The 14,061-nt window shown below is 70.1% G+C and carries 12 protein-coding genes; all 12 read right to left on the bottom strand.

Translation table 11 applies throughout. The features are described 5' to 3' along the window. Nucleotides 1-113: 113 nt before the first annotated feature. Entirely contained in the window at nucleotides 114-1,397 is a 1,284-nt protein-coding gene (locus KDL01_RS17015) for an adenylosuccinate synthase (RefSeq protein WP_212529490.1), read from the bottom strand. Between the two features lie 85 nt (nucleotides 1,398-1,482). After that, the gene (gene fbaA / locus KDL01_RS17010; protein ID WP_212529489.1) at nucleotides 1,483-2,502 is read right to left on the bottom strand and encodes a class II fructose-bisphosphate aldolase; all 1,020 of its coding nucleotides are present in this window, start codon (nucleotides 2,500-2,502) and stop codon (nucleotides 1,483-1,485) included. 57 nt (nucleotides 2,503-2,559) lie between these two features. Continuing rightward, complete coding sequence (locus KDL01_RS17005) at nucleotides 2,560-3,330, bottom strand: DedA family protein (RefSeq protein ID WP_212529488.1); 771 nt, start codon at nucleotides 3,328-3,330, stop codon at nucleotides 2,560-2,562. A 126-nt stretch (nucleotides 3,331-3,456) separates the two neighbouring features. After that, nucleotides 3,457-4,017, bottom strand: a complete 561-nt coding sequence (pyrE, locus tag KDL01_RS17000) for an orotate phosphoribosyltransferase (protein ID WP_212529487.1) — start codon at nucleotides 4,015-4,017, stop codon at nucleotides 3,457-3,459. 105 nt (nucleotides 4,018-4,122) lie between these two features. Beyond that, entirely contained in the window at nucleotides 4,123-4,920 is a 798-nt protein-coding gene (locus tag KDL01_RS16995) for a FadR/GntR family transcriptional regulator (protein ID WP_212529486.1), read from the bottom strand. Between the two features lie 185 nt (nucleotides 4,921-5,105). Next, the gene (locus KDL01_RS16990; protein ID WP_212529485.1) at nucleotides 5,106-6,014 is read right to left on the bottom strand and encodes an SRPBCC family protein; all 909 of its coding nucleotides are present in this window, start codon (nucleotides 6,012-6,014) and stop codon (nucleotides 5,106-5,108) included. Next, nucleotides 5,950-6,606: a DUF2617 family protein gene (locus tag KDL01_RS16985; protein WP_212529484.1), complete on the bottom strand. Its 657-nt coding sequence runs from the start codon at nucleotides 6,604-6,606 to the stop codon at nucleotides 5,950-5,952. Before KDL01_RS16985 ends, KDL01_RS16990 begins: the two co-directional genes overlap by 65 nt. A gap of 406 nt (nucleotides 6,607-7,012) precedes the next feature. Next, nucleotides 7,013-9,610 (bottom strand): ATP-dependent chaperone ClpB, encoded by a 2,598-nt coding sequence (gene clpB / locus KDL01_RS16980; RefSeq protein ID WP_212529483.1) that lies wholly within the window; start codon nucleotides 9,608-9,610, stop codon nucleotides 7,013-7,015. Between the two features lie 117 nt (nucleotides 9,611-9,727). Further along, nucleotides 9,728-10,198, bottom strand: a complete 471-nt coding sequence (locus KDL01_RS44585) for a heat shock protein transcriptional repressor HspR (RefSeq protein WP_212529482.1) — start codon at nucleotides 10,196-10,198, stop codon at nucleotides 9,728-9,730. After that, nucleotides 10,195-11,361 (bottom strand): molecular chaperone DnaJ, encoded by a 1,167-nt coding sequence (gene dnaJ / locus KDL01_RS16970; RefSeq protein WP_212529481.1) that lies wholly within the window; start codon nucleotides 11,359-11,361, stop codon nucleotides 10,195-10,197. Before dnaJ ends, KDL01_RS44585 begins: the two co-directional genes overlap by 4 nt. Nucleotides 11,362-11,387: 26 nt before the next feature. Then, nucleotides 11,388-12,017 carry a nucleotide exchange factor GrpE gene (gene grpE, locus KDL01_RS16965; RefSeq protein ID WP_307846366.1) on the bottom strand — a complete coding sequence of 210 codons (630 nt, stop codon included), beginning with the start codon at nucleotides 12,015-12,017 and terminating at the stop codon, nucleotides 11,388-11,390. 100 nt (nucleotides 12,018-12,117) lie between these two features. Continuing rightward, the gene (dnaK, locus tag KDL01_RS16960; RefSeq protein ID WP_212529479.1) at nucleotides 12,118-13,974 is read right to left on the bottom strand and encodes a molecular chaperone DnaK; all 1,857 of its coding nucleotides are present in this window, start codon (nucleotides 13,972-13,974) and stop codon (nucleotides 12,118-12,120) included. Nucleotides 13,975-14,061 lie beyond the last annotated feature (87 nt).

The following is a 14,061-nucleotide window of genomic DNA, read 5'->3' as shown; positions in this document are numbered from 1 at the left end:
GTGTCGGTCATGTGACCAGGGTAGATAACGGGGCAAGGGCCGCCCAACCGTCACTGTGTACGGTGGGGCGGCCCCAATCCATCAAGGTGATGGTCCTCGGCCCTGCGCGCTCCCTACAGGAACGAGCGGATCTCGATGGTGGCGTTGCGGTCCGGGCCCACGCCGATGGCCGAGATCGGCGCGCCGGAGAGCTCCTCGAGCCGCTTGACGTAGGCCTGCGCGTTCGGCGGCAGGTCGCTGAACTCCTGTGCCTTGCTGATGTCCTCGTCCCAGCCGGGCAGGTACTCGTAGACCGGCTTGGCGTGGTGGAAGTCGGTCTGCGTCATCGGCAGCTCGTCGTGGCGCACGCCGTCCACCTCGTAGGCCACACACACCGGGATCTGCTTCCAGCCGGTGAGCACGTCCAGCTTGGTCAGGAAGAAGTCGGTCAGGCCGTTCACGCGGGTGGCGTAGCGCGCGATCACGGCGTCGAACCAGCCGCAGCGCCGGTCCCGGCCGGTGGTCACGCCGCGCTCGCCGCCGATCCGCCGCAGCGCCGCGCCGTCCTCGTCGAACAGCTCGGTCGGGAACGGACCCGCGCCGACCCGGGTGGTGTAGGCCTTGAGGATGCCGATGCTGCGGGTGATCCGGGTCGGGCCGATGCCCGAGCCCGAGCACGCCCCGCCCGCGGTCGGGTTGGACGAGGTGACGAACGGATAGGTGCCGTGGTCCACGTCCAGCAAGGTGCCCTGGCCGCCCTCGAGCAGCACCACCTTGCCCTCGTCCAGCGCCTGGTTGAGCAGCAGCGAGGTGTCGGCCACGTACGGGCGCAGCTTCTCCGCGTAGCCGAGGTACTCCTCGACGATGGCCTCGGCCGCGATGGCCCGGCGGTTGTAGATCTTCACCAGCATCTGGTTGCGGTCGCGTAGCGCGCCGTCCACCTTCTTGGCCAGGATGCCCGGGTCGAACAGGTCCTGGACCCGGATGCCGATCCGGTTGATCTTGTCCGCGTAGGTCGGGCCGATGCCGCGGCCGGTGGTGCCGATCTGGTTCTTGCCCAGGAACCGCTCGGTGACCTTGTCGATCGTGCGGTGGTAGGGCGTGATCAGGTGCGCGTTGGCCGAGATGATCAGCTGGGAGACGTCCACCCCGCGGTCGGTGAGCGCGTCGAGCTCCTGGAAGAGCACCGCCGGGTCGATCACCACGCCGTTGCCGATCACCGGCACACACCCGGGGGTGAGGATGCCGGAGGGGAGCAGGTGCAGCGCGTACTTCTGGTCCCCGATGACCACCGTGTGCCCCGCGTTGTTGCCGCCCTGGTAGCGGACGACGTAGTCGACAGATCCACCGAGCAGGTCGGTGGCCTTGCCCTTGCCCTCATCGCCCCACTGGGCGCCGACGAGCACGAGTGCCGGCATTCCGGGTACACCTCCGGGTACTACAGAAAAGGTTTAAGGCCCGGAGCGCAAGCGCACCGGGCCTCTTGCAACGTGAGCTTACCGGCTACTTCAGCTTGGTGCCAGCCGACCGCAGGTCCTGGCAGGCCACGACCACGCGCGCGGCCATGCCGCCCTCGGCGGCCTTGCCGTAGGCACGCGGGTCGTACTGCTTCTTGTTGCCGACCTCGCCGTCGACCTTCAGCACGCCCTCGTAGTTGCGGAGCATGTGGTCCGCCACCGGACGGGTGAACGCGTACTGGGTGTCGGTGTCGACGTTCATCTTCACCACGCCGTAGTCCAGCGCCTCGCGGATCTCCTCGAGCAGCGAGCCGGAGCCGCCGTGAAAGACCAGGTCGAACGGCTTCTCCTGGTTGAACTTGGCGCCGACCGCGTCCTGGATGTCCTTGAGGATGGACGGGCGCAGCTTCACGTTGCCCGGCTTGTAGACGCCGTGCACGTTGCCGAAGGTCGCGGCCAGCAGGTAGCGGCCCTTCTCGCCCAGGCCGATCGCCTCGACGGTCTTGAGCACGTCGTCCGGCGTGGTGTAGAGCTTCTCGTTGATCTCGTTCGCGACGCCGTCCTCCTCGCCGCCGACGACGCCGATCTCCAGCTCCATGACCGTGCGGGCCTTGGCGCACTCGACGATCAGCTCCTGCGCGATGCGCAGGTTCTCGTCCAGCGGCACGGCCGAGCCGTCCCACATGTGCGACTGGAACAGCGGCTCGAGGCCCTTGGCCACGCGCTCCTGGGAGATGGCCACCAGCGGGCGCATGAAGCCGTCCAGCTTGTCCTTCGGACAGTGGTCGGTGTGCAGCGCGATGTTGATGTCGTACTTGGCCGCGATCACGTGCGCGTATTCGGCCAGCGCGACCGAACCGGTGACCATGTCCTTGAGGCCGCCGCTGAGGTACTCGGCGCCACCGGTGGAGACCTGGACGATACCGTCGCTCTCGGCCTCGGCGAACCCGCGGATCGCCGCGTTCAGGGTCTGCGACGAGGTGACGTTGATCGCCGGGTACGCGAAGCGACCGGCCTTCGCCCGGTCCAGCATCTCGGCGTAGACTTCGGGGCTTGCGATGGGCATGGGGACTCCAAACTGATCCAACGATGGTGCCTGCGGCGTAATCCTCGCAGAAACAACTTACTTCCTGTGCCGGGCTCCGGCGGTCGAGACGGCGTCCTGGATGTCGTCACTCTGCTGGCCCACCCGCTCCAGGTACGCCCGCTCGTGCTCGCGCTCGAACACCTGCAGCTCGGTCTGCTCGCCGCGCCTGGCCGCCTTGCGCTCCTTGTTCATCTCCAGCGCCAGCGGAATCAGCGTGATCACGGCCACCACCAGGGCGATCGGCAGGATCGTGGAGTCGATGCTGCCCTTGATCTTGTCCCCGAGCTCGTAGCCGAGCACCAGCATCAGCTCGACCCAGACCACATTGCCGATCGCGCTCCACAGGAAGAACGTGCGCGCCGGCATGTCCAGCATGCCCGCCAGCGGGTTCACGAAGGTGCGCACGCCCACGATGAACCGGCTCACCAGCACGGCCTTGGCGCCGCCGTACTTGTTGAAGTAGAACTCGGCGCGCACCGCGTACTTGCGCTTGAAGAAGCGCGTGTCGGGGCGGTCGAACAGGCGCCGGCCGAAGCGGGCGCCGACGTAGTGGCCGATCTGCGAGCCGATGATCGCCACGATCGGGGTGGCGATGAGCAGGGCCGCGAAGTTCATGTGCGCGCCCACCAGCTTGTCGGCAGCGCTGGAGGAGGCGATGCCCGCGACGAACAGCAGCGAGTCGCCGGGCAGGAAGAAGCCGACGATCACCGCCAGTTCGACGAAGATGATCACGAGCACTCCGGCCACTCCGAAGGTGCTGATCAGCGACGCCGGGCTGAGGATGTTGAGCGCGTGGATGGTGGTCACCGCAGCAGCGTACATGCGGAAACCGGGTGGACCGCGTCCTCCTTAAGGAGGAGCTGAAGAAAACACCCGGAGCGCGACCCGCGAGCGGGGCGGGCCGCGAAACTTCCGGCGACCCGCCCGTCACGCTCAGCGCACGCCGAGGTCTTCCTCGTTGTAGGCCGCGTAGTAGGGCAGTCCGGCCGCCTCGATCGCCGCGGCCGCGCCGCGCTCGATGATGCAGGCCACCCCGACCACCTCGGCGCCGGCCTCGCGCACCGCCTCGACCGCGGCGAGCGGGGAGTTGCCGGTGGTGGAGGCGTCCTCGACGACCAGGACCCTGCGTCCGGCGACGTCGGGGCCCTCGATCCGGCGCTGCAGGCCGTGTGCCTTGCCCGCCTTGCGCACCACGAAGGCGTCCATCGGCCGGCCCTGCGCCACCGCCGCGTACATGATCGCGGTGGCCATCGGATCGGCGCCCATGGTCAGGCCGCCGACGGCGTCGAACTCGAGGTCCTTGACGGTCTCCAGCATGACCCGGCCCACCAGCGGCGCGGTGGCTCCGGCCAGGTTGATCCGGCGCAGGTCCACGTAGTAGTCGGCCTTGAGTCCCGAGCTGAGCGTGAACTCGCCCCGGAACAGGGCCTTGTCCTTGATCTGCTCGAGCAGGGCGGTACGTTCGGGGCTGGATGCGGGGTAGTTGACCGTCATGCCTCTGATCCTAACGGCCCGGCCGGGGCCCGGATCAGGATCAGAGGCTTCGTCAGGTGCGCGTGCGTCGCGCGGATCCGGCGGCGCACGGGTAGGTCCGCCCGGTTAGCGGGAGACGCCCACCATGGGCCGGCGCCGTAACGGCGTGGTGAGCACCGGGGGCTGGCTCGGCAGCGAGACCGGGGCCGAGCCGGCCCCGCTCGAGGGCTCGGCGAGGTCGACCATCTGCTCGTCCGGTGCGGGCAGGCCCACCACCCGGGCGTAGAGGCGTTCGGCGAACTCCTGGGTGCGCGGGATGACTCCCTGCAGGTGCTCGGGATCCTCGTCGCGCAGCGGCACGTCGATCGTCTCGACCACGCAGCGGGCCACCTCGTTGCCCGCGGCCTCGGAGAGCACCCGGGCGAACAGGTGCGCAGCCTCCCGGTAGGCCAGCGGGTCGCCGATGCCCGGCTCGACCGGCAGCGCCGCGCGCATCCGGTTCAGGCACAGGTCAAGGTCCCGGCGCTGCTCCGGGGTGATCCGCTGCGCGGCGAGGTCGGCCATCAGGCCCTGCAGCGCGGTGCGCACCTCGTCGAGCTCGGTCGCGAGGGTGGAGGAGCCGCCGTACTCGAGCAGCACCGTGAGCACCATCGGGTCCAGGATGTTCCACTCGTTCTTCGGCCGGACGGTGGTGCCGCGGCCGTGGCGGATGCGCAGCACCCGCTTCTCCTCCAGCGCCTTGAGCGCCTCTCGCAGGATCGTGCGGCTGACCGCGAACTCCTGAGCCAGGGCGGCCTCCGGCGGAAGGTCCCCGCCGGGCTGGAACTCGCCGTCCAGTATGCGCAGCAGCAACCGCTCGATCACGGCGTTGGCCAGGCGGCTGGGACGGACGACTCGGTGGGCGTTCCACCCTTCGACGTACATGACGTGTCGGCTCCTGGTAAGTGCACGGAGGGATCACGGGGATCCGGGTGCCGCTCACCTTAAGCTGAAGAATCGGCCATTTGACGGAGATTCAGCCGACAACCACTCGATCCGATGACAAGACTCACTCGTTAGTGAGAAGAACGCCATGGCGCTACTACCTGAGGCGGGTGATCCACTTCGGATCAGCGGACGTCGCGGCGCCTGCGGGCGAATCGGCGCAGCAACGCGATCGCGAGGCCGAGGGTGCCGAAGAGCGCCGCGGCGAAGACCCACAGCGGGGCGATCAGGCGGCCCGGCCGCTCGCTCCACAGGTCGTGCTCGGCCGGAAGCTCCTCCTCGGAGTCCGGCTCACTGGAGGCGACCAGGCGCAGCGGGGCCTTCGCGGCGGCCGGGGCGTCCTGCGTACCGCCGCCGGCTCCGGTGATCAGGGTGAAGGTGGGCCCTGGCCGCGCCTCGGCGGGCGAGCCGGGCGCCTCGAGGCCTTCGGCCCCAAGGCCTTCCGGCTCGGAGCCGCTCTCCGGCTCGAGCTCGGAGTGCGCGACGGGGACCGGCTCGGCCGTGGGCTCGGGCCGCGCGGCCGGATCCGGTTCGGGGTCGGCCGGCGGCTCGGGCTCCGGCACGACGGTCAGGGCCGGGGCCGCCGGAGCCGGATGGGGCTCCGGCGCGGATCCGGCCACCTGGGCGAACCAGCGCGGTATCAGCCGGACCCCGGCGTCGATCAGCTGTTGTACGGACACCGTGGGGGCGTGCCCGGAGAAGACGAAGTCGGGTTCGAGCTCGACTCGGGTGCCGTCGCCGTCCGGCAGCAGCCGGATCTCGATCCGGCCGTCCAACGCGCCGTCAGAACGTCCGTGCACGGCCTCGATCTCGAGCACCGCGCGCAGTTCCTCGGGGACCAGGTCCACCAGCCGGGCGATGCCGCGGAAGGTGATGGACTTCTCCCCCGCGCGCAGCCGCAGCCGCGCGGCCACGCCGTGGTCGCTGCTGGCCTCGACGACGAGGTTGGGGACGGCGCCGAGCAGACGCTCAGGGTCGGTGACAGCTGACCACAGCAACCGGCGGTGGACCGGCACCGTAGCTTCGTACGCCATCTAAGCCTTCCCCTTGGTCACCGAGCGCCGAACCGCCCTGTTTGGGGGCCAGCGTACGCCGGAACGCGCCATTAGTGCGCACGAGCCGGCCGTTCTGCGGATAGCTGTGCCAGGTGGTCCAGCGTACGCCCGCGCCGTCGGGCTCGGGCAGGATCGCGGTGAGCGCGTCCGGCGCACCGGGATAGGCGCCGACGAGACTCGCCCCGTTGCGCACGCAGTCCCGGCGGATGCGCTCGGCCGCGAGTGCGAATCTCGCCGGTTCGAGCACCACGATGCGCGAGGCGAACTCGTAGTAGCCCTCGGCCAGCGGCGACGCGGCCCCCTCGGGCATCGGCGCGGCCAGCCCGGGCAGGCACGCGACCGTTTCCACACAGCGCAACTCACCGTTCTGCTCGGTCCACAGCAGCACCTGGTGCGAGGCGCCGAGCAGGCGCAGTTCGAGCACGAATCCGGCAAGGCGGACCGTGCGCACGGCCAGCGCGGGCTGGACCGGCAGGGTCAGGCTCCAACACAAGTCCTCGGCACGCGTATCCCGGTACGGAGCGACCAGCTCCACGACCGTGTGCCTGACGGGGGGCGGCGATTCCGGCATGGCGTTGCACCTCCACGGCTCCCAATCCGTTCTGTCACGCTCCTAGACCCCGATCCGGGAGGGTGCTGACGCCACGCCGGAAGTCGATCACTCCAACGAGTGACTACTTGGGCCGAGTGAGTGAAGACTCCGCCGAGAGAGTGAGGCGAATGCGCGGGGTACGCCCGGGTTGCCCCGGACGGGTCATGCAAACGGCCCCATCGAGCCACCCGTTTGGCGGCGGGGATCAGGGGCACGCAGGTCGAGGCGCTTACCCCTTTCGGAGTAAGCAAGGGGCCACCGCAGTGCACTGCGGTGGCCCTTGTGGCATCCGGTTAGGCCGAACGCGCCGGTCTTAGTCCGAACGGGGTGCTTTACGCCGAACGCGTGGCCTTGGTTCACGCCGCGCCACTCGACGGCGAGCGCGCTACTCGGCCGCCGTCACCACCAGCCGCTCGGTGGTGGGCTCGTCGCCGTCGACGTCCACCCGCACGGTGGTGCCGTCGGGGATGCGGCCGGAGAGGATCTCCCGGGCCAGCTGGTCGCCGATCGAGGTCTGCACCAGACGGCGCAGCGGGCGGGCGCCGTAGGCGGGGTTGTAGCCGGTCAGCACCAGCCACTCCTGCGCGGCGTCGCTCACCTGGAGGGTGAGCCGGCGGTCCGCCAAGCGCCGCTGGAGCGAGGCGACCTGCTGCAGGACGATCCGGCCGAGCTCCTCGGTGCCCAGGGCGTCGAAGAGCACGATGTCGTCGAGGCGGTTGAGGAACTCCGGCTTGAAGGCCGCGCGCACCGACTGCATCACCAGGTCCCGCTTCGTCTCCGGCGCCAGGGCCTCGTCCACCAGGAACTGCGAGCCCAGATTCGAGGTCAGGATCAGGATCGTGTTGCGGAAGTCCACGGTCCGGCCCTGACCGTCCGTCAGCCGCCCGTCGTCGAGCACCTGCAGCAGCACGTCGAAGACCTCGGGGTGGGCCTTCTCCACCTCGTCGAGCAGCACCACGGTGTACGGGCGGCGGCGCACGGCCTCGGTCAGCTGGCCGCCCTCCTCGTAGCCCACGTATCCGGGCGGGGCGCCGACCAGCCGGGCCACCGCGTGCTTCTCGCCGTACTCCGACATGTCGATCCGGGCCATGGCGTGCTCGTCGTCGAACAGGAAGTCCGCGAGCGACTTCGCCAGCTCGGTCTTGCCCACGCCGGTCGGGCCGAGGAACAGGAACGAACCGGTGGGCCGGTCCGGGTCGGAGATGCCGGCCCTGGCCCGGCGCACCGCGTCGGAGACCGCGCGCACCGCGGTCTGCTGGCCGATCAGCCGACGGCCGAGCTCCTCCTCCATCCGCAGCAGCTTCGCCGTCTCGCCCTCGAGCAGCCGGCCCGCCGGGATACCGGTCCAGGCCGCCACCACCTCGGCGATGTCGTCGGCGCCGACCTCCTCCTTGACCATCGCGTCCCGGTCGTTCGCGGCCTTCGAGGCGGCCGCGAGCTCCTGCTCGGCCGCCGGGATCTCCGCGTACATCAGCCGCGAGGCCGCCTCGAAGTCGCCGTCGCGCTGCGCCCGCTCGGTCTGCCCGCGCAGGTCGTCGAGCCGCTTCTTGAGCTCGCCGACCCGGTTCAGGCCCGACTTCTCCTGTTCCCAGCGCGCGGTCAGGGCGGAGAGCTGCTCCTGCTTGTCCGCCAGCTCCCGGCGGATCCGGGCCAGGCGCTCGCGCGAGCCGGGGTCCTCGGCCTTGCCCAGGGCAAGCTCTTCCATCCGCAGCCGGTCCACCGCGCGCTGGAGCACGTCGATCTCCACCGGCCGCGAGTCGATCTCCATACGCAGCCGCGAGGCCGCCTCGTCGACCAGGTCGATCGCCTTGTCCGGCAGGAACCGCGAGGTGATGTAGCGGTCGGACAACGCCGCCGCGGCCACCAGCGCGCCGTCCGAGATCTGCACCTGGTGGTGCGCCTCGTACCGGCCCTTGAGCCCGCGCAGGATCGCCACCGTGTCCTCGACGCTCGGCTCGCCCACCAGCACCTGCTGGAAGCGCCGCTCCAGCGCCGGGTCCTTCTCGATCCGCTCCCGGTACTCGTCCAGCGTGGTCGCGCCCACCATGCGCAGCTCACCGCGCGCGAGCATCGGCTTGAGCATGTTGCCCGCGTCCATCGACGAGTCCCCGGACGCGCCGGCACCGACCACGGTGTGCAGCTCGTCGATGAAGGTGACGACCTGTCCGTTGCTGTCCTTGATCTCCGCGAGCACCGCCTTGAGCCGCTCCTCGAACTCGCCGCGGTACTTCGCGCCGGCCACCATCGCGCTGAGGTCCAGCGACACCAGCCGCTTGCCGCGCAGCGACTCGGGGACGTCGCCGGCCACGATGCGCTGCGCCAGCCCCTCCACCACCGCGGTCTTGCCCACGCCCGGCTCGCCGATCAGCACCGGATTGTTCTTGGTGCGGCGGGAGAGCACCTGCACCACCCGCCGGATCTCCGAGTCCCGGCCGATCACGGGGTCGAGCCGGCCCTCGCGCGCCTGCTCGGTCAGGTCGATGCCGTACTTCGACAGGGCCAGATACGTGGCCTCGGGGTCCTGCGAGGTGACCCGGCCGGAGCCGCGCACCTGGCCGAACGCCTCGCGCAGCGCCTTGGCCGAGGCGCCCAGGCGCACCAGCAGCTTCGCCGCGTCGTCCGAGCCGCCCGCGATGCCCACCAGCAGGTGCTCGGTGGAGACGTAGGCGTCGTCGAGCCGCTTCGCCTCGCCCTCGGCCGTGCTCAGCACCGCCCGCATGTTCCGGCTGATCGGGACGTCGGCCGCCACGGTCGAGCCGGAGACCGCGGGCAGTCGGGACGCGAGGTCCCGGGCGGAGACGGCCACCGCGGCCGGGTCCACCCCCACCGCCTCGAGCAGCGGCACGGCCGTGCCGTCCGGCTGGGAAAGCAGAGCCTTGAGCAGGTGCACCGGCTCGACCTCCGGATTGCCCCCCGTCCTCGACTCCTGGACCGCCGCGGCGAGGGCCTGCTGGGCCTTGGTCGTCAGCTGGTCGATCTCCATCAATACGCTCCTTGACGCTCTCGTCCCCGGGAAACGGCGAGGGCCGCGCCGACCGCCTGGTCGACGCGGCCCCCTGTGTCTGCAAAACCTGGGTGGTCCGGTGGATTGTGCTGGTACCTACCGCTCGTGCTGCGGTCGCCAGACCACAAGCGCGGTGGACGAGCCGAAGGCCGGGACGGCCGGCAGCAGGTCACTGCGGTAGAGCGGGTTCGGCTCGGGCGGCGGCGCCATCGGGACCGCGACCGGGATCGTGGTCACCGCCACCGTGGCCAGGGCCGCCTCGAGCTCGGCCACCCGCGCCTGCAGGCCGGCCACCTCGTCCTGCAGGCCCCTGATGTGCTTGATCCCGGCCAGGTTCACGCCCTCGTCCTGCGAGAGCCGCTGCACCTCGCGCAACCGCTCGATGTCGCGGGCCGAGTAGCGCCGGCCGCGGCCGGCGGCGCGGTCCGGGCTGACCAGGCCGAGCCGGTCGTACTGCCGCAGCGTCTGCGGGTGCAGACCGGACAGTTCGGCCGCCATCGAGATCACGTAGACCGGGCTGTCCGTCGAGACCGCCTCGTGCGGCGCGTGCCCGCCGTGTGCCGTCATTCTCCCGCACCTCCGTCCTTGGCCTGCGCGAGCAGTTCGGCCCGCACGTCGTGGTCGTCCGTGGCCGACCGGAAGTTCTCCAGCGCGGCCTTCGCCTCGTCGCTCAGATTCACCGGCACCGCCACCTCGAAGGTGACCAGCAGGTCGCCGCGGCCGCCGTCGCGCACCGGCGCGCCCTTGCCGCGCACCCGCATGGTGCGGCCGTTGGCGCTGCCGGCCGGAAGCTTCACCGTCACCGGCATCCCGCCGAGCACCGGGACCTTGATCTCCGCGCCCAGCACCGCCTCGGGGAAGGTCACCGGCACGGTCACGGTCAGATTGTCGTCCTCGCGCCCGAAGATCGGATGCGGTTTCACATGCACCACCACGTAGAGGTCTCCGGACGGGCCGCCGCGCTCGCCCGGTGCGCCCTTGCCCTTGAGCCGGATCCGCATCCCGTCGCGCACCCCGGACGGGATGCGCGCCTGCAGGGTGTGGGTGGAGGCCGCGCGTCCGGAGCCGTGGCAGGTCGGGCACGGATCGTCCACGACCAGGCCGCGCCCCTTGCACTCGCGGCAGGGTTCGGAGAAGGCGAACCCGCCCTGGTTGCGGCTGGTCTGGCCGGTGCCCGAGCACTCCGCGCACACCCGCGGCGTGGTCCCGGCCTTGGCGCCGGTACCCGAGCAGGAGCGGCAGGGCTGCTCGCTGGTCATCCGCAGCGGGATGGTCACGCCCTCGATCGACTGCATGAACGTGATCGTGGCCTCGGACTCGATGTCCTGGCCGCGCCGACCGGTACCGGGGGTCGGCGGGGCCTGGGTGCGGCCGCGGTTGAACAGCCCGCCCAGGATGTCGCCGATCCCGCCGCCCGCGCCGCCGCCCTGGTTGCCGAGCAGGTCACCGAGGTCGAACGGGAACCCGCCGCCCGCGCCGCCGCGAAGCCCGCCGCCGAACAGCGAGCGGGCCTCGTCGTACTCCTTGCGCCGCTTGTCGTCGGAGAGCACGTCGTAGGCCTCGGAGATCTCCTTGAACTTCTCCTCGGCCGCGGCGTCGCCCTTGTTCGCGTCCGGGTGGTACTGGCGGGCCAGCTTCCGGTACTGCTTCTTGATGTCGGCGGTCGTAGCGTCCTTGGCCACGCCGAGCACCTTGTAGTAGTCCTTCTCCACATAGTCTTTGGTGCTCATCGCTCAGCCTTTCGCAGCAGCTCGGATCACTCCGCGTCGCCGGGTTGGGCGACGGTCACCCTGGCCACCCGCAGGATCCGCTCGCCGAAGCGGTAGCCGGGCTGCAGGATCGCCGCGACGGTGTCCTCCTCGACGTCCGGGGAGATCTGGTGCATCAACGCCTCGTGCATGTTCGGGTCGAAGATCTCGCCCTCGGCGCCGAACTGCTCGAGCCCCATCTTCGAGAGCGCGGCCTCGAGGGACTCGGCCACCCGGCGGAAGCCCCCTTCGAGCTCGCCGTGGTCGCGGGCCCGGCCGATGTCGTCGAGCACGCTGAGCAGCTCGCCGATCACCTTGCCCTGGGCCAGTTCCACCACGGCCTGGCGGTCCCGCTCCACCCGCCGCTTGTAGTTCACGAACTCGGCCTGGAGCCGCTGCAGGTCCGCGGTGCGCTCGCTCAGCTCGTGCTGGGCGGTCTGCAGCTCGTTGGTGCGCTCGGCCACCTTCTGGATCAGGTCGGCCACCGCGAGGTCGGCCACGCCCTCACCGATCGCCTCGTTCACGCGCCCGGCGAAGTCGTCATCGTCGTACTTCTCCTCCGAGGTGTCCTCCCCGGGCTCGAGTCCGGTGTCCTCAGGCTCGTATTCCTCGTCGGAGCGGTAGGGCTGCTCAGTCACTTCTGCTCTCCTGCGGTACTTGCGGATCGGCGGCGGGTGCGCGGGGTGCGACACGAGCCGGGAGCACGGCCTAAGCCGGCTCCCGGCCCGAGCCGATGGGTCAGTTCTTGCCGTCGTCCACGATCTCGGCATCGACCACGTCGTCGTTCGGGGCCGCGTCCTGCGGTCCGTCGGACGGCGCCGAGCCCGCGCTCTGCGCGGCCTGCGCCTGCTCGTAGATCGCGGTGCCCAGCTTCTGGCTGGTGGTCGCGAGCTTCTCGCAGGAGGTCTTGATGGCCTCCACGTCGTTGCCGGCCAGGGCTGCCTTGGCGTCCACGATGGCCGCCTCGACCTCGGTCTTGATGTCGCCGGGGACCTTGTCCTCGTTGTCCCGCAGGAACTTCTCGGTCTGGTAGACCAGGCCCTCGCCCTGGTTGCGCGCCTCGGCCTCCTCGCGGCGGCGGTGGTCCTCCTCCGCGTACTGCTCGGCCTCGCGCTGCATCCGGTCGATCTCGTCCTTGGACAGCGCCGAACCGCCGGTGATGACCATGGACTGCACCTTCTGCGTGCCCAGGTCCTTCGCCGAGACGTTCACGATGCCGTTGGCGTCGATGTCGAAGGTGACCTCGATCTGCGGGACGCCGCGCGGGGCCGGCGGCAGGCCGGTCAGCTCGAACATGCCCAGACGCTTGTTGTACGCCGCGATCTCGCGCTCGCCCTGGTAGACCTGGATCTGCACGGAGGGCTGGTTGTCCTCGGCGGTGGTGAAGATCTCGGAGCGCTTGGTCGGGATCGTGGTGTTGCGCTCGATCAGCTTGGTCATGATGCCGCCCTTGGTCTCGATACCGAGGGACAGCGGGGTGACGTCGAGCAGCAGGACGTCCTTGACCTCGCCCTTGAGCACGCCGGCCTGGAGCGAGGCGCCGATGGCGACGACCTCGTCCGGGTTCACGCCCTTGTTCGGCTCCTTGCCGCCGGTCAGCTCGCGCACCAGGTCGGCCACGGCCGGCATGCGGGTCGAGCCGCCGACCAGGACCACGTGGTCGATGTCGCGCACGGAGATGTTCGCGTCCTTGATCACCGAGTGGAACGGGGCCTTGCAGCGCTCGAGCAGGCTGGAGCTCAGCTGCTGGAACTGGGCCCGGGTGAGCTTCTCGTCGAGGTGCAGCGGGCCCTCGGCGGAGGCGGTGATGTAGGGCAGGTTGATCGTGGTCTCGCTCGAGGCGGACAGCTCGATCTTCGCCTTCTCGCCGGCCTCGCGCAGGCGCTGCATGGCCATCTTGTCCTTGGACAGGTCCACCCCGTGCGCGTTGCGGAACTGGACGACCAGGTGGTCGACCACGGCCTGGTCCCAGTCGTCGCCGCCGAGGTGGTTGTCGCCGTTGGTGGCCTTGACCTCGATGGTGGAGAAGCCGTCCTCGTCCTTGCTCACCTCGAGCAGGGAGACGTCGAAGGTACCGCCGCCGAGGTCGAAGACCAGGATCATCTGCTCGCCCTCGCCCTTGTCCAGCCCGTAGGCCAGCGCGGCGGAGGTCGGCTCGTTGATGATGCGCAGCACGTTGAAGCCGGCGATCTCGCCGGCTTCCTTGGTGGCCTGGCGCTCGGAGTCGGAGAAGTAGGCAGGGACGGTGATGACCGCGTCGGTCACCTTCTCGCCCAGGTAGGCCTCGGCGTCGCGCTTGAGCTTCTGCAGCACGAAGGCGCTGATCTGCTGCGAGGTGAAGGACTTCTCGTCGATCCGGATCTTCCAGTCGGTGCCCATGTGGCGCTTGACCGAGCGGATGGTGCGGTCGACGTTGGTGACGGCCTGGCGCTTGGCGACCTCGCCGACCAGCACCTCGCCGTTCTTGGCGAAGGCGACCACGGACGGGGTGGTCCGGGAACCTTCGGCGTTGGTGATGACGGTGGGCTCGCCACCCTCCAGGACGGAGACGACGGAGTTCGTCGTTCCGAGGTCGATGCCGACCGGACGTGCCATCGTGGGACTCCTTGGGTAGGACGGTGTAGCTCTGGGGAGTTTCGCTCGGCGGCCGGGCCCTTTAGTTGAGTCCGACAGGCTCAACAG

It is taken from the genome of Actinospica durhamensis, from assembly GCF_018139695.1.
Classification (GTDB): Bacteria; Actinomycetota; Actinomycetes; order Streptomycetales; family Catenulisporaceae; genus Actinospica; species Actinospica durhamensis.
This window is presented reverse-complemented; position numbering and strand designations above follow the sequence as displayed.